Below are 18,967 nucleotides of genomic sequence, written 5' to 3'. Positions count from 1 at the left end.
CCGTTTGCGGCAGGCTGCGCCCTGGTTGCGTCATGAAGGGGGGGAGAAGCGGCGCTGCCGCTGCGGCGCGTCAGCGCGTGAGGTAGGGCAACACGCGCATGAACAGCGAGACGGCGGCCACGCCGAGCAGAATGAGCAGGGCGTTGTGAAAGGTTTCCTGCCGGATGCGTTTGGCAAGCGGCCAGGCGCACAGGAAGCCGAGCACGGCGGACGGAGCCACCCAGGACGAGGCGCGGACGATGTCTTCGGTGATGAGCCCGTTGCTGATGACGATGCCGAGACTGACGAGCGACGCCACGGTGGACGAGGTGAAGAAGCCGCGGGCCTTGTTTTTGTCCAGACACATGAGCGAGGCGTACATGGCCATGATGGGGCCGTTGATGCCGATGGAGCCGCCGAAGAATCCGGCAATGAAGCCGCAGATGTATTTCATGGCGGCTCTCGGGGCCATGCAGGTTCCGAGCCAGTCCTGAATGAGCTGCACGGTGATGTGCAGCACGATGATGATGCACAGCAGAAGTTCCAGAAGCTCGACGTCCACGATTTTGAGCGTCCATACGCCGATGACGATGCCCGGCAGGGCGGGAATCCAGAAACCGAGCACGTCCTTGACGTCGATGTAGCGCCAGTAGAGCAGCAGGGTCATCAGGCCGACCATGATGCTGGCGATGAAGCTGATGAGAATGATGCTTTTGGATGAAATGAATATCGTGATGAGCGGCAGGGCGATGAGCGTGCCGCCCATGCCCGTGAGACCGTTGATGAATGCGCCGATGAACCACGCTGCGCCGATGATGAACAGATCGCTGACCATGCTTTCAAATGGGGGTGAGGAGTGAGTCGAGTGCGGGAAGAAGTGTGTTGTGGAAAGGTCGGGCGATTCCGACGCAGGCGCGTGAAGTTCTCAGTGCGTGAAGTAGGGCAGGAGCTGGAAGAACAGGGAGACGGCGGCCACGCCGAGCAGAATGAGCAGGGCGTTGTGAAAGGTGCTCTGCTTGATGCGTTTGGCAAAGGGCCAGGCGCAGAGAAAGCCGAGCACGGCGGCGGGAGCCACCCAGGAGACGGTGTGGATGACGTGTTCCGTGACGAGGCCGTTGCCGACGAGCACGGAAAGGCTCACGAACGAGGCGATGGTGGCGCTGGTGAAGAAGCCGCGGGCTCTGTTTTTTTCCAGGCACATGAGCGAGGCGTAGATGGCCATGACGGGACCGTTGACGCCGAGCGATCCGCTGAAGAAGCCTGCGCCGATGCCGCAGACGTATTTCATGACGGCCCTGGGAGCCATGCAGGTGCCGAGCCAGTCCTGAATGAGCTGCACGGTGATGTGCATGACGAGCAGAATGCAGAGAAAAAGTTCCAGCCAGGCGATGTTGACGATTTTGAGTGTCCACACGCCGAGGAAGATGCCGGGCAGGGCCGCGAGCCAGAAGCCGAGCACCTCTTTAATATTGATGTAGCGCCAGTAGAGCAGCAGACTCATGAGTCCGACGAGAAAGCCGGAGATCATGCTCACGACGATGGCGTCCTTGGAGGACGCGAACAGAGATATGAGCGGCAGAGCGATGAGCGCGCCGCCCATGCCGGTGAGTCCGTTGATGAATGCGCCGATGAACCATGCCGCGCCGATGATGAGAATGTCGTTGTCCATGACCGCCTCGGAAAAATCGTAAGCGATGATTGTTATGCCTATCCGGGGTGTTTGTAAATGAAAAAAGGGGCGGGTTCGGCGGCGGGCACGGTGAAAAAAGACGGCGCGCGGGAGCGGACTGTGCAAAAAATCGGGGGATGGGACGGAAGAGTGAGGCGTCCGGCGGCGTTTTTTGTCGCCGCGCAGGGAGAGAAAGGGACAATGTTCGGCGGCGGATGCCCGGCGACGGAGAAAAAACTTTCCGAGGAAGGATCGCGCGGGGAAAAAGGTCTTGCCGCAGCGGGGAAATTTCGCTTCGGCTCCGACCTGCACGCGGCGGAAGATTTTTCTTTCTGCGGGCGGTGCGCACGGCAGAAAACGGCGTGCCGCGGCGGAGCGCAAAAGCGGGACTCGTTCCGGCCGGGAGCGTCGGGGAAATGCTGCTTCGCGACGTGCGGGGGTCTCTGCCTGCCGGGGAGCGTGATGGATGTCCCGCTTGCCTGCGGGGGAGGGCGACCCGCCGAGGCGGCCCCGAACGTCCCGTTCCGCCCGGGGGGAAGGAGGCTTCGAGCATTTCAAGGGGGGCGATTCGTCGGCCCGCCTGCATCCGCCTCGATTCGTCGGATGCGTCGATGCCGATCCTCCGGAGGCAGGGTGCAAAAAAAGGCCGCCGGAATGCCGACGGCCTGAGAATGACTCTGTGAGGCAGAGTTACTTCACGGTGTAGAACTTGTCGCCGGAAGCGCCGCACACGGGGCACTTGCCTTCAAACTTGCCCTTGCTGATGAAGCCGCACACGGGGCAGATGTAGTAGTCTTCGGCCTCGGTGGCGGGATCCTTGGACACGTCCTTGTAGAGTTCGGCGTGAACGCCTTCCACCTTGCAGACCATGTCGAGGTACTTGGCCACGGCCATTTCCTCTTCGTTCCTGGCGTCGAGGATCATGCCGGGATACATGTTCACGCATTCATGGGTTTCGCCGGCAATGGCGGCCTGAAGGTTTTCGGCGGTGCTCTTCACTTCCTTGGCGTTGCGGAAATGGGCAAGCGCATGGATGGTTTCGGCTTCGGCGGCGGCGCGGAACAGCTTGGCGGCCTGCTTGCAGCCTTCCTTTTCGGCCTGGGCGGCAAAGGCGAGGTACTTGCGGTTGGCCTGAGATTCGCCGGCGAACGCTTCCATCAGGTTTTCATAGGTCTTGCTCATAATGACTCCTTGTGCGAAAAAACGTTGACGTTGCTTTGTTTATTTTGTTGTGTTGTTCCTTAGTAGGAACGATTCTTATTTAGGACAGAGTTCCGCCTTTGTAAAGTGTTTTTTTGCAAGGCGGCGGTTATTTTTTTGTCTTTTTTTATAACTATATGATAATAAAGGTTTTTTATGGCAGTCTCCTACAAGGTTCCCGATCTGCCGCTGTTCGACGCGGCGCTTTTGACGCGTCCGGGCGGAAGAGAAGCGTGCTGCGTGCGCTTTGAAGAGGAGATAAAGCGCAGCCGCTTCATCACCACGCTTGCGCGGGCCGACAGCCGGGAGCGCGCGCTCAGCTTTGTGGAGAGCGTGCGCCGGGAGTTTCCCGACGCGCGGCATCACTGCTGGGCCTACGCCGCGGGGCGTCCGGGCGACACGGCGCAGGTGGGGCAGAGCGACGACGGCGAACCTCACGGCACGGCGGGCCGCCCCATGCTTGCGCAGCTTCTGTACGGGGGCGTAGGCGAGCTTGCGGCCGTGACCACGCGCTATTTCGGGGGCATCAAGCTGGGCACGGGAGGCCTGACGCGCGCGTATCAGAACGGCGTGAAGCAGGCGCTTTTGCTTTTGCCGGTGACGGAAAAAAAGGTGCTCGCGCAGGCGATGGTGGAAGTGGACTACGCCCACGCGGATCGGTTTTACCGGCTGCTGCCGCGCTTCCAGGCGCGCGTGGTGGAGGAGGATTTCGGTGCGCGTGGACTCTTTACCCTGGAGATGCCCGAAGATCTTGTGGAACCCTGCCGCGAGGCGCTCAGAGAAGCGACGGACGGCGCAAGCGAACTCATGCCTCTGGAAGAGGACAACGGATGAAGAACATTCTCATGCTGGCCACGGGCGGCACCATAGCCTGTGAGCCTTCGGAAGACGGGCTGGTGCCGCGTCTTTCCGGCGAAGCCATGCTGCATTTTCTCGGCAGGGATCTGCCCTGCCGGGTGGACGTGCGCGAGCTCATGAATCTCGACAGCAGCAACCTCCAGCCCGAAGACTGGGAAACCATGGCCCGCGCCGTGGCCGACAACTACGACAAGTACGACGGCTTCGTCATCACGCACGGCACGGACACGCTGGCCTACACGGCGGCGGCGCTGCATCAGATGCTGAGGCATTTGTCGAAGCCCGTCATCATCACGGGGGCGCAGCTTCCGCTGGAGGCGGAAGGTTCCGACGGCCCGCGCAATCTTAAGGACGCCTTTTTCGTGGCCTGCGAGGGCGAGCCCGGCGTGTTCGTGGTGTTTCACGGCGCGGTCATCGACGGCGGAAGGGCGAAGAAGATGCACACCGAGAGCTTTGCGGCCTACGCCAGCGTGAACGCGCCGCTTGCGCGCATCACGCCGCAGGGCGTGCAGTGGAAGGAGCGTCGCCCCCTGCCGAAGGAGCCCCTGGAACTTGTGCTCGGCCTTGAGCGCATGGTCTGCGTGCTCAAGCTCGTGCCGGGCACGTCTCCCGGACTTCTGGACATGCTCGTGGACGCGGGCTATCGGGGCGTCATCATCGAGGGCTTCGGCGCGGGCGGCGTGCCCAACGACAGCCGGGGCAGCTTTCTGCCCGCCATACGCCGCGCCGTGGAAAAGGGCGTGGTCATCGTGTGCGCCTCGCAGTGCGTGTTCGACGGCGTGGATCTTTCCCGGTATCCCATCGGGGTGCTGGCGGCGAGGCTCGGGGCGATTTCCGGCGGCGACAAGACCGTGGAAACCCTGACCGTGCGCCTCATGCAGGCGCTGCGCCACTGCGGCAGCGCGCAGGAGGTGCGCGCCTTCATGGAAAGCCCCCTCTAGGCCGTTTGCCTTGCCTTTTCCCCTTTTTTGCGTCACAAAAGAAAAAATTACCTCTGTGGAGACGACGATGAGCAATCCTCTTGTTCTTATGGAAACTTCCTCCGGCGACATTCTGCTGGAACTTTTTGAAGACAAGGCTCCCGCCACCGTGGCGAACTTTCTGCGCTATGTGGACGAAGAGTTCTACAACAACACCATTTTCCACCGCGTCATCAAGGACTTCATGATTCAGGGCGGCGGACTCGGCGTGCGCATGGACGAAAAGCCCACCCACGAACCCGTGGTCAACGAAGCGGGCAACGGCCTTTCCAACAAGCGCGGCACGCTGGCCATGGCCCGCACGTCGGAACCGCATTCCGCCGCGGCGCAGTTCTTCATCAACGTGGTGGACAACGAAGAGCTCGATCACAGGGACGACACCCCCGAAGGATTCGGCTACTGCGTGTTCGGCCGCGTGGAAGACGGCATGGACGTGGTGGACAAGATTGCCAAGCTCAAGGTGAAGCCGCAGGGCGAGCACGAGGCCGTGCCTCTGGACATGGTCGTCATCACCCGCGTCAGTCGTTTTGAATAGCCGCCCATTGCGGAGAGCCGGTTTCGCGCCGGCTTTTTTTGTATGTTGCCGCCCCGGAAGGTGCGGTCAGCCGGTCCGCGGCCGCGGATCGAGTTCAGGAGCGTTACGTGGAAGCTGTTTCGGGTTCAGGCGCGTTGCCTCTCATCGTGGCGTGTGTTCTCATAGGCATCTGTCTGCTGGTCTTCTTCGGCAAGGAGAAGAAGAAATCGACGGAAAAGGTACGCCCCTTGTCGGCCACGGGAGTTCCCCGCGGCAAGGAGGAGGATTACCGCTGCGGCGTGGATCCGTGCAGCTGCGGCATGCCGGTGATGTACACCCTGCATACCTGCCGTCACTGCGTTCGCCTCAAGGATTTTCTCGATCAGCGGGGCATTGAGCACAAGCTCATCTACGTGGACGATTTTGAAGACCCGGCCAGAAAGGAAATCATGACCACGCTCCGTTCGCACAATCCCCGCGGCTCGTTCCCCACGCTGGTGGTGCCGGACGGCCGCAGCGTGGTGGGCTTCCGCGAGGAGGCCGTCAAGAAGCTGCTGGGCCTTGCGGACTGACAGGCGGCGACTCATCCCGAGCGCATTTCCAGCAACGTCAGAGGAGCGTTATGAATAAAAAGTACATCGTGGGAGGCCTCATCTTCTGGGCCGGCGTTTCCGGCTACATGGGCCTGCGCATTCTCGAAAGCTACACCGAAGACGCCGTGTTCGCGGCGCTTTCCGCCGTGCCCGCGCAGGCTGCCGAGATCAGGTATTCCTTTCTCAGCAACACCCTTTCGCTGAAGGGCGTGGAATATGAGCTCCCCGACGACAGGATCATGCACAAGGGCACCATCGAAAGCGTGGAAGTGAAGGGCTTCAACCGCAAGTGCGTGTACGTCAGGCCCGACATGCCCGCCTATCATGCCGATGAGCTTCCCGTTGTGGCGGAATCCGTCACCGCCAAAGGCATTGTCGACAGCATTCACGTGGCGCAGACGCGCGTGGAACAGAACATCGACGAAGTGCAGATACGCGGCTGGCGTCAGCGCCTCGGCATGCTGCTCGATCAGCACAGTCAGCATCGCGGCGAGGAATCGTACTTCGAGGAACTGTTCCGTTGCAGCCTGGAAGGCTTCGACGTCGGCAGAATTTCGACCACCATTCTTGCGCCCGACGCCGCACCCGTGAACGTGACCGTGGATTCCGTATCCCTTCCCGACGGCCTGCGCGCCCCGCGCGGCGAGGAGAAGGTGGCGCCCGCGAGCGTGAAAATTTCCGGCATCCGCTTTGCCGGGCATCAGTTCTTCGGCGGCCTTCAGAGTCTGGAACTGAGGGACGTGCGGCTTCCCGAACCCGCGGCGCTGGCTGCATGTCTCCGCCTGAACCGGGACGCCGCTTCCGGGGACGCCCCGTCCGGTGCGCTCGATGCCGGGCGCATCGACGAGATGTTCGCCGTGCTGCAGAAGAACTACGAGAACAAGATTCCGGTGGGACGCGTCGCCCTGCAGGGTGCGTCCTTTACCCGGAACGAATATCCGCCGAATTCTGGCGGCAGAGTCGCCGCGCTTTCCGTCGGCCTGAAAAGCCTGGACTATGCTCTGTCCTGGGCAGACAAGGGCGCGCTCAGGAACACGACGAGGCTTTCCGGCCTGAAGATCAATCTTCCGTACACGCTGCCGGGAGCCAACGTGATTTCCCGCTACGCGCCCGACGGGCTGGTGCTGAACGCGGACGGCGAGAGCCTGACGAGCGACACGGAGCTTTCGGCCCGGTCGCACTACGAGGTGGAAGGCCTCGGAACGCTGGACGGCGACATTTCCCTGACCGGCGACGTGCGCGCTCTGGAACAGGCGCTGCTCAGCGATGAAGAGTCGCCGGAAGAGCTGGACGCGCTCATGCAGAATCTGCGCATGCGGAGCATGCATCTTGTCTATAAGGATTCCGGCCTGGTTCCCCTGGGCGTGGAATTTGTGGCCGCGTGGAAGTTCAGCACGCCGGAAAAGCTGCTGGCGACCTCCGTCGGCATGCTGAAGATGTTCGGGGAATCTCCCGAAAGACCCATGAGGGAACTGTGCCGCGCGCTGGCGGAGCAGCTTTCCCGACCCGGCGAATTTTCCATGACCATTGCTCCCGAAAATCCCATGAACGCCGTGGATTTCATTGAGGTTATGTCAAGGAATCCCGACGCTCTTCCCGTCTCCTTCCGCTCGAAGCCGGGCGACAGGGCGCTGACGGATTATCTGCGAGGGAAAGACCATGAATAAGAAATATGTGATCGGCGGCGTCATCGTGGTGTGTGCCGGCATTGCCGGATGGTTCGGCGTGCGCGCCGTGGAAACGCAGACGGAAAAGGCCGTGGCCGAGGCGCTCGCCGTGGTGCCCGCCGAGGCGCGAGAGATCAAATATTCGCTGCTCGGCAACACGCTTACGCTCAAGGGCGTCACCTACAAGCTCTCCGACGAGGGATTTACGCGCAAAGGATCCATCGACAGCGTGGAAGTGAAGGGATTCAACCGCAAGTACGTCTTTACGAAGTCCGACGCGGCCTACAATCCCGATGCGCTTCCCGTGGTGGCCGAGTCCATCGCCGCCTCCGGCATCGACGACACGGTGACTCTGGGAGAGACCACCGTGGAGCAGAAGGCGGGCAGCGTGCGTCTTACGGGCTGGTATCAGCGGCTCGGCACGCTGCTGAGCCTGCACAGGGAGCACAGGGGAGAGGCGGCGTTCTTTGAGGAACTGTACCGCTGCCGCATCGACGGCATGGAAGCTTCCAACGTTTCCATAAAACTTTCCGAGAAAACGATGTCGCCCGTCAGCCTCAGCGTGGAGAGAATCGCCCTTGTGGAAGGCCTGCGCGCGCCCGAAGCCGGGGAAAAGGTTTCTCCCGTCAGCCTGGGATTTTTCGGACTGCGCGGCTTTGGCAAGGATGTTTCCGGCACGCTGGACACGCTGGAAATCCGGGACATCCGCATGCCCGAGCCGGAGCTGGTGGCGGAATTTCTCAAGGTGAGCAAAAGCATTGACGCCGTCAGCGAGGAAGATCTGTTCGGCGACGTCGGCGAGCAGATCTTTACGGAGATGGATCGCATCATAGGAGCGGCCTACCGGGATCACATGCCCGTCGGACGCATTTTCATGGAAGGCGGCTCCCTGAACTTCCAGGATACGCCGGAAGAAGCGCCTGCGGTCTTTGAAGGCGGCTCCCCGAGCGTTCAGGATGCGCCCGAAGAGAAAGGCGCAGCGCCTGAGGTCTTTGCCGTGACCATGAAGAGCTTCGACTATCGACTGTCCATGACGGATCAGGGCGCGAGCCGTTATGTCACGGATCTTTCCGGCCTGAAGATGACGTTCCCGAAAACGATGGAGGAGGCCGACATCATTTCCCGCTACGCTCCGGACGGCCTCACGCTGAACGCGTCGAGCGACAGCCTGGTGAGCCGGGAAGCGTGTTCCGGCAAGGTTCGGTACGAGGTGGAAGGCCTCGGCTCCCTGGAAGGCGACATGGCGCTGCAGGGCGATCTTCGCGGGCTGGTGAACGCGATTACGTCCGATGACAGGGCCGGGCTCAACGAGTTCATGACCAGCATGAGGCTGAAGAACGTGAACGTGACGTATCGGGATTCCGGCCTGTTGCCCATGAGCGTGGAAATTGGGGCCCGGTGGAGCGATTCGACGGCGGAGCGCGAACTTGCCGAGCTTTCGATGCTGCTCGGAAAGATGGCGAAGGAAAAGGAACGGCCCGTGCGCGAGCTCGGCGAGGCGCTGCTTGTCATGTTTGAAAAGCCCGGCGTGATGCGCATGGTCATTGCTCCGGCGCAGCCCATGAACTTCATGGAGGCGCTGACGCTGGCTTCCCTGAACCCCGATGAGCTGCCGCTGAGCTTCAGCGCGGAGCCGGGGAACAAGGCGCTGAGGGAGTATCTGCCGAAACAGTAAGGTCGACGCAGGCGGGACTGCCGCGCGGCGCAGAAGGGCGACGGAGTCATCCGTCGCCCTTCGTCGTTCATGAGAGGGCGAGCGTTCATGAGGGGGAGCGCAGGACAGGCGCGTTCCCGGGTTTTCACGCTTGTGCGGGGGAAAAAAGGCGTCCGGCGGGGAAATCCTGCGTGGGGAGACTTTCGCCGCTCCGTCTGTTTGCCGAGCCGTCCGTCTGCCTTGTTGCCGGGCCTGCGGAAGGTCGGCGCGAAAGAGAGGACGCCTCGCCCCTGTTTTTCCGTGAGCTCGGAACACGGCGCGGGGGCATCGGCGTCCCCCTCCGGCGGCGATTTTCCGTGCCGGGCGGAAAGACATCCGACGGCGTTCAAGGCGCTTTTCGGGTGGTATTTTGGGAACGCGGCACGGGGAGAGGGGGCTGGGTCTTCCGGTCTGCGCGGAGGCCTGCGTGAGTCCCGGAGGGAGTCCGTGGGGGCAGCCTGCGGTCCTGCGGCCCCTCGGCGACATGAGCAGCCTGCGCGGCAGGCGCGGTCTGTGCCGCCTGGGCGGGCCTGCGGAGCGCATGAAAAAAACTCCCGCCCCGGAGCTTGGCCGCGGGACGGGAGTCGGGGAGTGTCAACTGTTGATGTGTGTTTTCCAGATGTGCTTGACGGGGTGGGTTTCGTTGTAGTGTTCGTGGAAGACCTTGAGGCGTCGCTGGATGCGCAGCGTTCGGCGCATGAGCTCGCTCAGGCTGAAGAACGCGGCGGAAACGAGTATGCACACCACCAGCGTGGCCACGCCGCCGTACAGGTACAGCAGACACACGTCCGGATCGGGGTCGTCCATCTGCCACACGAAGACGAAGAAGCCCAGAATGCCGAGCATCCAGAGCAGATGCGCGCAGCCTTTGATGATGCTTTCCATGGGCACGCGGGCGTAGGGATTCACTTCCACGAGGGCGGTCCATTCGTCGCTGCCGCATTCGGGGCAGCGGCCGAGGTAGTCGGGGAATATGGTCTTGCAGTGCGCGCACTGCAGTTCCTGCTGCACGTTGCCGTCAACGATCTTTTTCATCGCCCTGGGGCGCAGGGAGCGCTTGGCGATGATGCCGGTTCTTCTTTTCATGCCGCTGCCTCCCCGGACGCCGTGCGTGCGCCCGCCTTCTGCCGCAGATACGCGAGAGCCATGAGGGCAAGGCCCGCCAGATAGCCGAAATGCCGCTGTTCCTGAGGCAGGAAGAAGCCCGTGAGCAGGGCGGGATACATGAGAACCACCGAAGAAGCGAGAAGAAGCAGCCGGTCGAGCAGGCTGGTCTTCGTGATGAACCATCCCTGAATCATGGAAGAGAAGCAGACCATGCCGAGCGAGGTCATGCAGAAGATCATGACGGCTTCGGGCAGGCTGTTGATGTTCCAGAGAATGATGTCGTGGTTGAAGATGAACACCAGCGGCAGCAGGGCGGTGCGGATGTCGTAGAAGAAGCCCTGAATGCCCACGGCGATGGGGGAGGCGTTCGCAATGGCGGCTCCGGCGTAGGCGGCAAGGCCGACGGGGGGCGTGTCGTCGGCGAGAATGCCGAAATAGAAGCAGTACAGGTGCGCGGCCATGAGGGGCACGGCGAGCTGCACGCCGTGAATGCTGAAGCCGGAAGCCAGTTCCACGAGCACGGGCGCGGTAAGCGAGGCCATGATGATGTAGTTTGCGGTGGTGGGCAGGCCCATGCCGAGCAGCAGGCTTGCGGCGGCGGTGATGATGAGCAGCAGGAAGATGTTGCCCATGGAAAGCACTTCCACAAACGAGGTGATCTGCTGGCCGAGGCCGAGAGAGACGCATCCCACGATGATGCCTGCCGAAGCCGTGGCCAGGGCCACGCCGGCCATGTTGTTGGCGCCGGCGGCCATGGAGGAGACGGTCAGCTTGAGGCCTTCCTTGAAGGCCTGCCACTTGGAGGTCTTGCGCACCACGGCGATGCACACGGGCTGAAAGATCATGATGACCGCGAGCACGAGAATGGCGCGGAACACGGAAAGCTCGGCGGAGTGCTGCAGGGCGATGAGCTCATAGAGCAGCATGGCCAGAGGAAAGAGAAAATGCAGTCCGCCGCGCAGCACCTCCCAGGTGCGGGGCAGTTCGTCTTTGGAGAGCCCGCGCAGACCGAGCTTGCAGGCTTCCACATGGGTGATCCAGAGCAGGGCGGCGTAGGAGGCGAAGGCCGGAATGGCGGCCGCCTTGGCCACTTCGATGTAGGGTACGTTCACGTATTCGGCAATGATGAAGGCGGCCGCGCCCATGACGGGCGGCGCAAGCTGACCGTTGACCGACGACGCCACTTCGATGGCGGCGGCCTTCACGGCGGGATAGCCCACGCGCTTCATGAGCGGAATGGTGAAGGTGCCGGTGGTGACCACGTTGGCGATGCTGGAGCCGGACACCATGCCGGAGAGGGCGGAGCTGAACACGGCGGCCTTGGCCGCGCCGCCGCGGTATCTGCCGAGACCGCTGATGGCGAGCTGCGTGAAGAAGGTGCCGCCGCCTGCGCGGTCGAGCATGGTGCCGAAGAGCACGAACAGGAAGACCACGGTGGCGGAAACCTGAAGCGGAATGCCGTACACGCCCTGCGTGTCCATGGTTATCTGTGAGATGAATCGGGAGAGCGACGCGCCCTTGAAGGCCAGAAAATCGGGCAGATAGGGCCCGGTGAACACGTACAGAATGAAGACCGTGCAGATGATGGGCAGCGCCGGACCGAGCACGCGGCGGGTGGCTTCGAGCAGCAGAACCACGAGCAGAATGCCCATGAGAATGTCGCGGGCGTTGGGCGCGCCGGGACGGGCGGAGAGTCCGGCGTAATCCAGAAAGATGTAGAGCGCGGCCACGGCAGCCATGATGCCGAGAATGTAGTCCATGACGGTCACTCTGTTCATGGCCAGCAGAATGCGCAGGTCCCATCGCGAGGAGGACGAGGGCTTGAGCAGGGGAATGTTGAAGTAAACGAGGGTGATGGCAAAGGCCAGGTGAATGGCCTTCACAAAGATGGAGTCGATGAGCAGAAAGCTCGCGCTGGCCATCTGGAAGAGCGACCAGCACAGGGCGATGACGAAGGTGATCTTCGCCGTGATGCCCATGGTGTCGCCGCGCATGCCGTGCTCGGCGTGGGCCAGATCTTCCTTGTATTTGTCTCCGGCCGGAGTGGTCTGAATGTGTTTCTGAGGCATGAGAGAGTGTCCCGCAGGTTAGGAAAAACAAAAGACGGCGCGCGGGGGCGAGCCTGGGCAGGCCCCCGCAAAGGCATCCGTCATAACGGTGCAAAGAGCGTGCATGCGCAGCTTTGCTACTTGATCAGGCCGACTTCCTTGAAGTACTTTTCAGCGCCGGGATGGAAGGGAGCGGTGCGGCCTTCCAGCAGGCTTTCCTTGGTGATGGATTCGAGCGCCGGATGCAGCTTCTTGAATTCGTCGAGGTTTTCCACCACTTCCTTGGTGATCGCGTACACGATGTCGTCGGGGGTGTCGGCGGAGGTCACGAAGGTGGCGAGCATGCCGATGGTTTCCACCTTGCCGTCGGAAGCGTTGGAGGCGTCGGGATACTGACTCATGTCGATGAAGGTCCTGGAGTAGTAGGGGCATTCCTTGAGCAGGTTGTCCATGCCGGTGATGGGCACGATGCGGCACTTGCGCTTGCCGGCTGTGGCTTCCTTGATGTTGCCGTTGGGATGTCCCAGCGTGTAGAAGAAGCCGTCGATGCGGCCGTCCTGAAGGGTGTGGGGCGCGTCGGCGGGCTTGAGGCCTTCGCCGCGGAAGTCCTTGCCGGGTTCGAGGCCCACTTCCTTGAAGACCTGGAGGGCGTTGATGCGGTTGCCCGAACCGGGATCGCCGAGATTGATGATTTTGCCCTTGACGTCGGCGAGGCTCTTGATGCCGGAATCCTCGGCGGCCACGAAGGTCACGGCTTCGGGCGCGAGGGCGAACACGAAGCGCAGTTTGGTCACGGGCTTGCCTTCCCAGTCGCCGACGCCCTTGTAGGCCTGATACTGGGTGTCGGCCTGGGCGATGCCGAATTCGAGATCGCCGTTGTTGATGGCGTTGATGTTGAACTTGGAAGCTCCGGTGGATTCCACGCTGGCGCGGATGTTGTACACGTCCTTCTTGGCGTTGATGATCTTGGCGATGGCTCCGCCCGTGGGATAGTACACGCCGGTGATGCCGCCGGTGCCGATGGTGACGAATTTGGCGGCCAGGGCCTCGCCCGCCATCGCGCCGGAAAGAAGCATGGCCGCGCCGAGGGCGACGGCAAAGAATTTTCTGAACATGGGTGCCTCCTGCAACGTTCAATATTGTCAAAAATGGCGAGAAAAAGGTCGCTGTCGACGCTGTTTTCTGTTCCTTGTGCCTGATTGTTGCATGATGTCATCGTTTTTTGCGCAGCGCAATAGGTGAAAAATTCACGAAAATGTGAATATCGCGTCGATATCGCAGAGAAGCAGCAGAGAATTGCAGCGTTGACACTGGGGATTCTTGTTGTGTATTTTGTCAATTACGCAACTAACAGGCATGGGGAGGGGAACTATGGACATGCTGCTGTCGAGGCGTCTGCCGGACAGATCATATATTGAGGCGCAGGCCAGGATATTCAAGGCGCTCGGGCATCCGAGCCGGCTCATGATGGCCGAGGCGCTGACGCGCGGCCCGATGTGCGTGGCGGAACTGCAGCGTCTTGTAGGCGCGGATATGTCCACGATTTCCCGCCACTTGGCCGTATTGAAGGCCGCCGAGATCGTGACGGACGAGAAGCGGGGGCTGCATGTGTACTATGCGCTCAAGCTGTCCTGCCTGGGGCAGTTTCTGACGGCCACGTCGGCCACGCTCGACAAGAAGGCGCAGGCCCGGCAGGCGCGACTGACCGCCATGATGGCTCCCTGAGCCCGGCCGTCGAAAGACGGCGTTTCGGGAACTGTTTTGCTGAAAGGCCAAACAGCAAAAAAGAGGCGCTGCCGTTTTTTGCGTCGGCGTTTGTGCCGAAATGCGGCGAAAAATGTGCAGAGGGGCGCAAAAAAAATTTTTGCAGAGTCGTCTTGCCTGCGGAACTGCGCCGTATTTTTCGATGAGCGCTTTCCAGGCAGGAACGTTCTTCCGCCGAAGCGGCGAAGATAGGGAGGCGGAATTGAGGGGGTTCGGGGGAAATCATTTCCCCCGGCGGGGAGCGGGGCAGAGCCCCGCATCTCTTTTAAATCTCCAGCTCTTCCATTTCCTTTTTCAGGTCGCGGCCTATCCAGGTGGCGTAGCGGTCGAGGTGGGTGGGGTCGCGGTTGATGATGGCGATTTTGCCGCCGGACTGGAGGGTGATTTCGGGCACGGCCGCGGCCGGGTACACGGTGAGGCTGGTGCCGAGCACGAGCATGAGGTCGGCGGCGCGGGCTTCGCGTTCCGCCTCGGTGAGGGCGTATTCGGGCAGTCCTTCGCCGAAGAACACGATGTCCGGCTTCACGATGCCGCCGCATTTGTCGCACACGGGCACTTCGCCGACGCGCACGAGGGGGGCGATTTCTTCAAATGTCCAGCTCTTGCCGCAGCGCAGGCAGTGGTGCAGCAGCGGCGAACCGTGCAGTTCCAGCACCTTTTTCGATCCGGCCTTCTGGTGGAGCAGGTCGATGTTCTGCGTGATGACGGAGTGGATGACGCCTTCCTTTTCCAGACGGGCGAGCGTCTTGTGAACGATGTTGGGCTCCTTTTCCTCCAGATTGTAGAGAAAATCCTTCGAGTGCTCGTAGTAGTAGGTAGGTTCCTTCATGAAGTAGTCGAGGTCGAAGAGCTTGTTGGCGTCGATGTCGGTGCGGGTGTAGAGACCGCCTGCGCCGCGGAAGTCGGGAATGCCGGAAAGGGTGGAAATGCCTGCGCCGGTAAGAACGACGGCGTGTTTGGCGTTGGAAAGCAGTTCGGTAAGCGTCATGTGCGGCTCCCGGATGGTTGCAGGTGAATGAGAACCGGGAACATCCCGGCAAGGTTCCGCAGGCGGAGCGCAGCACGGATGCACGCAGCGCCCAGGAGGCCCGGAGGCGGTGCGTCCGGCGCGACGTCCGGCGAAGAAGCGCGGGGCGCAGAGGCATGCGTCGGATTCGCGGGCGCATGAGTCGAATGCACAGGCGCGGGCGTCGGATGCGCGGACGGACTGCGGGGGGGCATCGGAAGGGCGTTTTCGCTGCTTCGACCGCGAAGCTTGGGGTAGCTCGGCGTTCCGAGGGCGGAATCTTTTCGCTTCTGCGAGGACGATACGTCAGGAGCGGGAAAATTCAAGGGGCGCGGACGCAAAAAAAGCGGCCCGGCGCAAACGCGCGGGGCCGCTTGAGGTCGGCGGGAATCCGCTACACTTCAAAGAGCATTTCGAGGTCTTCTCTCGTGAGTGACTTCCAGGATTCCTGTCCGGGAATGACGGCTTCGGCCACGCCGCGCTTCATTTCCTGGAGTTTCAGAATCTTTTCTTCCACGGTGTTCTGACAGATGAGCTTGTAGGAGAACACCTGACGCGACTGGCCTATTCTGTGGGCGCGGTCGGTGGCCTGGCTTTCCACGGCGGGGTTCCACCACGGATCGTAGTGGATGACGTAGTCGGCGCTCGTGAGGTTGAGGCCCGTGCCGCCCGCCTTCAGGGAAATGAGGAAGATCCTGATGGAAGGCGTGTTGTTGAAGCGGTCCACCTGTTCCAGACGGTCCTTGCTGGAGCCGTCGAGGTAGCAGAAGGGAATGTCCGTCATCTGGAGCCAGGCGCGTATCTGCTGCAGCATCTGCACGAACTGCGAGAATACGAGCACCTTGTGACCTTCTTCCACGATGTCGAGGATCATGTCCTTGAAGGCCTCGAACTTGCCGGACGGCATGTTGGCGTTGAAGCCGGGCATGTCCAGCTTGAGCAGCTTGGGATGGCAGCAGATCTGACGCAGCTTGAGCAGGGCGTCGAGAATGGACATCTGACTCTTGGCCATGCCCTTCTTGTCCACGTCGGCGAGCACCTGTTCACGCAGCTTGCGCGCGAGGGAGGCGTAGAGTTCGGCCTGTTCCTCTTCGAGGGCGCAGTACATGACGTTTTCCACCTTGGGCGGCAGATCCTTGACCACTTCGGCCTTGGTGCGGCGCAGAATGAACGGCTTCACCCGCGAACGCAGATATTCGAGGGTTTCCGCGTCGCCTTCCTTGATGGGCTTGATGACCCCGCGCTGGAAGGCGTGCTGGCTGCCGAGGAAGCCCGGCATGAGGAATTCAAACAGGCTCCACAGTTCAAAGAGGTTGTTTTCAATGGGCGTGCCCGAGAGGCAGAGGCGCATCTTGGCGTTGATCTGCCGCACGGAGCGGGCGGTAATGGTGTTGGGGTTCTTGATGTTCTGGGCTTCGTCGAGAATGATGGAGTTGAACTCGTGCTGTTCGAGTTCCTCCATGTCGCGGCGCAGCAGTGCGTAGGTGGTGATGACGAGATCGGACGTGGCGATCTTGCGGAACAGTCCTTCGCGGCGCGTGCCGTACACGATGACGCGCGAGAGTCCGGGCACGAACTTGGAAGCTTCGCGGTCCCAGTTGGGCAGCACGGAGGTGGGCACCACGATGAGGTTGGGGCCCTGCGAACCGTGGTTGACCATGTGCTGCACGAAGGCGAGCGTCTGAATGGTCTTGCCGAGGCCCATTTCGTCGGCGAGAATGCCGCCGAAGCCGTACTCGTTGAGGAAGTTGAGGTACGAGATGCCCTGAAGCTGATAGGGACGCAGCGAGGCCTGCAGGCCCTTGGGCGTTTCTATCTGCTTGACTTCGTGGAAGTTGCGGATGTTGTCGCGCAGCTTGCTCCAGAAGGAATCCTCCAGCGCGCCGGGCAGGTCTTCGAGCAGGTTGTCGAGCACCGGGGCCTCGTACTGCTTGAACTTCTGCTTGGGCGGCTTGGCCGGATCAAGGCCGAGCACCTTGAGCTTGTGGGCCAGCTTTTCGAGCCAGGATTCGGGCAGGGAGGCGTAGGAGCCGTCCTTGAGCTGCACGTAGCGCTTGCCCTTGAGCCAGGCCTTCCAGATGCGGTCGAGCGGCAGGTTCTGGCCGTCGTAATCCACCGAAATGTCGAGGGAGAACCACTTTTCCTTTTCGTTGCTTTCCACGCTCGCGTTGATGACCGGCGTGGAGGCGCGCACCTTGTAGCGCGAGAGCGTGGCTTCGCCGTACACGCGCCAGTTTTCCAGCAGGGTGGGGTAGGAGTCGAGCAGAAAGGAAATGGCTTCTTCGGGCTCCATGAACCACAGGCGGCTGCTTCTCGGCTGGAAGCGCATGTCGGAAAGCTGCGTGATGAGGGCGTTTTCCTCCACCTGATTGCGGCGAACGAGGAAGGTCTTGCCTTCATAGACGTAGCTGCCCGTCTGGAAATCGGGGTTCGGGCCGGGCAGGGTGAATTCGCCGTGCAGGGTTTCGTAGATGTTCTGCACTTCCAGCGTGAGCAGGCTTCCTTCTTCGTCGAGGAAGAGCTTCGGATTGTACGTGGCAGGCTGGAACACGGGTTCCATGATCTTGAGGAATTCGTCCTGCTCGTAGAGTTCCGAGGCGGGCAGGCGCGTCCACACCCTGTCGAGAAATTCGGGAATGTCTTCCTGCGGAATGACCGGGCCCTTGTGCACCAGCGCCTGAATGACGTGATGGTTCAGGCAGGTCTGCACCGGATAGAAACCCTGATTCCAGCACACCCACAGGGGCATCTGACCGTGGAACGTGGCCCCTTCATGCGCGGGCGCGGGAATGTCGCCGCTCTCGTCGGGCTCTTCGTCGATGATGGAAAACGGCTTCTTGCCTTCGCGCTGAAGCAGCACGTCGAAGCGCAGACCGTCGTCGTCGAGCGAGGGGCGCAGCTTGAGCGCCATGGGAGAGCTCTCGATGCGGCAGGGAATTTCGGTGTCCTTCCAGTAGAGATAGTCTTCCTTGCGTATGGCCCAGAAGAACCACGAAAGCAGCCCGTCGGGGATTTCCACGCGGTGGCCGTAGTAGTCGAGATACTGGGCGATCTGACGGCAGACCACGGGCAGTTCCGGCGAATGTTCGCACCATTCGGGATTGCGCAGAATCTGATCGAGCGTCACTTCCTGACGCACGGAGGAAAGGCCGGTCTTGTTCTGACGGGCGCGGAAGAATTCCACGGACAGGCGTCCCGGTTCCGGGAAGAAGCGGAACAGAAAATAGTGACGCCCCGTTTCGGGCTCGAAGGTGCCGCCGAAGAAGTGACGGAAGCTCTGCCGCCAGTCTTCGCGGGGCGCGGGCGCGGGATCGGCCTTGCCTTCGGAGATGTCCAGAGAGTTGATGAAGTGTATGGCCGTGGCGGCGACGTGACGACAGGGTCCGTTGAAGGCTTCCATGCAGTTGCACATGGAATCGACCCGCTGTTCGGCAAGATTGATGTGGACCACCGGGCTGTAGGCCTCGAAATCTTCCCCCTGAACGGTGCTTTCCACCGTCCATACGTCGTTTTCAAAGCGCAGGGTGAATTTGCTGAGATTGCCTTCCGCTTCAATGGCGCGACCATATTCCGTGATGTACTCGGGAATGGTGTTCTGAATGAAGTTTTCGGCAAGCCCACGGGCGGCGATTTCCTCGCGTCGGTTCATGGCAACAGACCTCAAATGACAGAAAGTATGGACAAAGGCTGACCCTTGTGCGGCACGGTCGGAAGGGAAATCGACGGAAGCGGAAATCCTGAGCAAAAAAAGGCGATACCGACCATTGCCTTCTAGGATTATACGATAATATCCCAGTTTTCAAGAGAAGTGAACTGTGCTAGGCTTTTTTCATGAAAAAAAAGTTATATTTCCCGCCGTGTCCCGGGTTGCTTTTCCCTGTTTCGACGC

General features: G+C 61.3%; 15 protein-coding genes. 7 read left to right on the top strand and 8 right to left on the bottom strand.

Translation table 11 applies throughout. The features are described 5' to 3' along the window. Window positions 1-70: 70 nt before the first annotated feature. From Q0K02_RS06715 to Q0K02_RS06705, 3 genes are all read right to left on the bottom strand, one after another. Window positions 71-814 (bottom strand): sulfite exporter TauE/SafE family protein, encoded by a 744-nt coding sequence (locus Q0K02_RS06715; protein ID WP_294486453.1) that lies wholly within the window; start codon window positions 812-814, stop codon window positions 71-73. Window positions 815-904: 90 nt separating this feature from the next. After that, window positions 905-1,648 carry a sulfite exporter TauE/SafE family protein gene (locus tag Q0K02_RS06710; protein ID WP_294486451.1) on the bottom strand — a complete coding sequence of 248 codons (744 nt, stop codon included), beginning with the start codon at window positions 1,646-1,648 and terminating at the stop codon, window positions 905-907. Window positions 1,649-2,338: 690 nt separating this feature from the next. Then, window positions 2,339-2,830: a rubrerythrin family protein gene (locus tag Q0K02_RS06705; RefSeq protein ID WP_294486448.1), complete on the bottom strand. Its 492-nt coding sequence runs from the start codon at window positions 2,828-2,830 to the stop codon at window positions 2,339-2,341. 174 nt (window positions 2,831-3,004) lie between these two features. On the opposite strand from Q0K02_RS06705, the gene Q0K02_RS06700 reads away from it, so the two are divergent. The 6 genes from Q0K02_RS06700 to Q0K02_RS06675 all read left to right on the top strand — a co-directional run bounded on the left by Q0K02_RS06700 (window position 3,005) and on the right by Q0K02_RS06675 (window position 9,135). Continuing rightward, on the top strand, window positions 3,005-3,682 hold the full coding sequence (locus tag Q0K02_RS06700; RefSeq protein WP_294486445.1) for a YigZ family protein: 678 nt from the start codon (window positions 3,005-3,007) through the stop codon (window positions 3,680-3,682). Beyond that, window positions 3,679-4,647 (top strand): asparaginase, encoded by a 969-nt coding sequence (locus tag Q0K02_RS06695; protein WP_294486442.1) that lies wholly within the window; start codon window positions 3,679-3,681, stop codon window positions 4,645-4,647. Before Q0K02_RS06700 ends, Q0K02_RS06695 begins: the two co-directional genes overlap by 4 nt. A 67-nt stretch (window positions 4,648-4,714) precedes the next feature. After that, window positions 4,715-5,221, top strand: coding sequence for a peptidylprolyl isomerase (locus Q0K02_RS06690; protein WP_294486439.1), 507 nt, complete (start codon window positions 4,715-4,717; stop codon window positions 5,219-5,221). Window positions 5,222-5,328: 107 nt separating this feature from the next. After that, entirely contained in the window at window positions 5,329-5,772 is a 444-nt protein-coding gene (locus tag Q0K02_RS06685) for a glutaredoxin family protein (RefSeq protein WP_294486437.1), read from the top strand. Between the two features lie 50 nt (window positions 5,773-5,822). After that, window positions 5,823-7,460, top strand: a complete 1,638-nt coding sequence (locus tag Q0K02_RS06680) for a hypothetical protein (RefSeq protein ID WP_294486434.1) — start codon at window positions 5,823-5,825, stop codon at window positions 7,458-7,460. Continuing rightward, window positions 7,453-9,135 (top strand): hypothetical protein, encoded by a 1,683-nt coding sequence (locus Q0K02_RS06675; protein WP_294486431.1) that lies wholly within the window; start codon window positions 7,453-7,455, stop codon window positions 9,133-9,135. Before Q0K02_RS06680 ends, Q0K02_RS06675 begins: the two co-directional genes overlap by 8 nt. A gap of 612 nt (window positions 9,136-9,747) precedes the next feature. Here Q0K02_RS06675 and Q0K02_RS06670 read toward each other — a convergent pair. The 3 genes from Q0K02_RS06670 to Q0K02_RS06660 form a co-directional block, all read right to left on the bottom strand. Further along, entirely contained in the window at window positions 9,748-10,239 is a 492-nt protein-coding gene (locus tag Q0K02_RS06670) for a translation initiation factor IF-2 (RefSeq protein ID WP_294486428.1), read from the bottom strand. After that, entirely contained in the window at window positions 10,236-12,329 is a 2,094-nt protein-coding gene (locus Q0K02_RS06665; protein ID WP_294486425.1) for a TRAP transporter permease, read from the bottom strand. Before Q0K02_RS06665 ends, Q0K02_RS06670 begins: the two co-directional genes overlap by 4 nt. A gap of 116 nt (window positions 12,330-12,445) precedes the next feature. Beyond that, a complete protein-coding gene (locus Q0K02_RS06660; protein WP_294486422.1) occupies window positions 12,446-13,423 on the bottom strand; it encodes a TAXI family TRAP transporter solute-binding subunit in 978 nt (325 codons plus the stop codon). Between the two features lie 256 nt (window positions 13,424-13,679). Here Q0K02_RS06660 and Q0K02_RS06655 point away from each other — a divergent pair, with 256 nt between their 5' ends. After that, window positions 13,680-14,033, top strand: a complete 354-nt coding sequence (locus tag Q0K02_RS06655; protein ID WP_294486420.1) for a metalloregulator ArsR/SmtB family transcription factor — start codon at window positions 13,680-13,682, stop codon at window positions 14,031-14,033. Window positions 14,034-14,337: 304 nt separating this feature from the next. On the opposite strand, the gene Q0K02_RS06650 is transcribed toward Q0K02_RS06655, so the two are convergent. Both Q0K02_RS06650 and Q0K02_RS06645 read right to left on the bottom strand, forming a co-directional pair. Then, a complete protein-coding gene (locus tag Q0K02_RS06650) occupies window positions 14,338-15,060 on the bottom strand; it encodes an NAD-dependent protein deacylase (RefSeq protein ID WP_294486417.1) in 723 nt (240 codons plus the stop codon). A 412-nt stretch (window positions 15,061-15,472) separates the two neighbouring features. Next, on the bottom strand, window positions 15,473-18,727 hold the full coding sequence (locus Q0K02_RS06645; protein ID WP_294486413.1) for a DEAD/DEAH box helicase: 3,255 nt from the start codon (window positions 18,725-18,727) through the stop codon (window positions 15,473-15,475). Window positions 18,728-18,967 lie beyond the last annotated feature (240 nt).

The organism is uncultured Mailhella sp. (genome assembly GCF_944324995.1).
In the GTDB taxonomy this organism is placed as follows: domain Bacteria; phylum Desulfobacterota; class Desulfovibrionia; order Desulfovibrionales; family Desulfovibrionaceae; genus Mailhella.
The sequence above is the reverse complement of the archived record's forward strand: the minus strand, read 5'-3'. Positions and strand labels throughout refer to the sequence as shown.

Bases quoted from the DNA above. Each gene is read 5' to 3' on its own strand.
- Q0K02_RS06710 (WP_294486451.1), bottom strand. From the start codon at position 1,648: ATGGACAACGACATTCTCATCATCGGCGCGGCATGGTTCATCGGCGCA.
- Q0K02_RS06665 (WP_294486425.1), bottom strand. From the start codon at position 12,329: ATGCCTCAGAAACACATTCAGACCACTCCGGCCGGAGACAAATACAAG.
- Q0K02_RS06670 (WP_294486428.1), bottom strand. From the start codon at position 10,239: ATGAAAAGAAGAACCGGCATCATCGCCAAGCGCTCCCTGCGCCCCAGG.
- Q0K02_RS06645 (WP_294486413.1), bottom strand. From the start codon at position 18,727: ATGAACCGACGCGAGGAAATCGCCGCCCGTGGGCTTGCCGAAAACTTC.
- Q0K02_RS06680 (WP_294486434.1), top strand. From the start codon at position 5,823: ATGAATAAAAAGTACATCGTGGGAGGCCTCATCTTCTGGGCCGGCGTT.
- Q0K02_RS06715 (WP_294486453.1), bottom strand. From the start codon at position 814: ATGGTCAGCGATCTGTTCATCATCGGCGCAGCGTGGTTCATCGGCGCA.
- Q0K02_RS06695 (WP_294486442.1), top strand. From the start codon at position 3,679: ATGAAGAACATTCTCATGCTGGCCACGGGCGGCACCATAGCCTGTGAG.
- Q0K02_RS06675 (WP_294486431.1), top strand. From the start codon at position 7,453: ATGAATAAGAAATATGTGATCGGCGGCGTCATCGTGGTGTGTGCCGGC.
- Q0K02_RS06650 (WP_294486417.1), bottom strand. From the start codon at position 15,060: ATGACGCTTACCGAACTGCTTTCCAACGCCAAACACGCCGTCGTTCTT.
- Q0K02_RS06690 (WP_294486439.1), top strand. From the start codon at position 4,715: ATGAGCAATCCTCTTGTTCTTATGGAAACTTCCTCCGGCGACATTCTG.
- Q0K02_RS06705 (WP_294486448.1), bottom strand. From the start codon at position 2,830: ATGAGCAAGACCTATGAAAACCTGATGGAAGCGTTCGCCGGCGAATCT.
- Q0K02_RS06700 (WP_294486445.1), top strand. From the start codon at position 3,005: ATGGCAGTCTCCTACAAGGTTCCCGATCTGCCGCTGTTCGACGCGGCG.
- Q0K02_RS06660 (WP_294486422.1), bottom strand. From the start codon at position 13,423: ATGTTCAGAAAATTCTTTGCCGTCGCCCTCGGCGCGGCCATGCTTCTT.
- Q0K02_RS06655 (WP_294486420.1), top strand. From the start codon at position 13,680: ATGGACATGCTGCTGTCGAGGCGTCTGCCGGACAGATCATATATTGAG.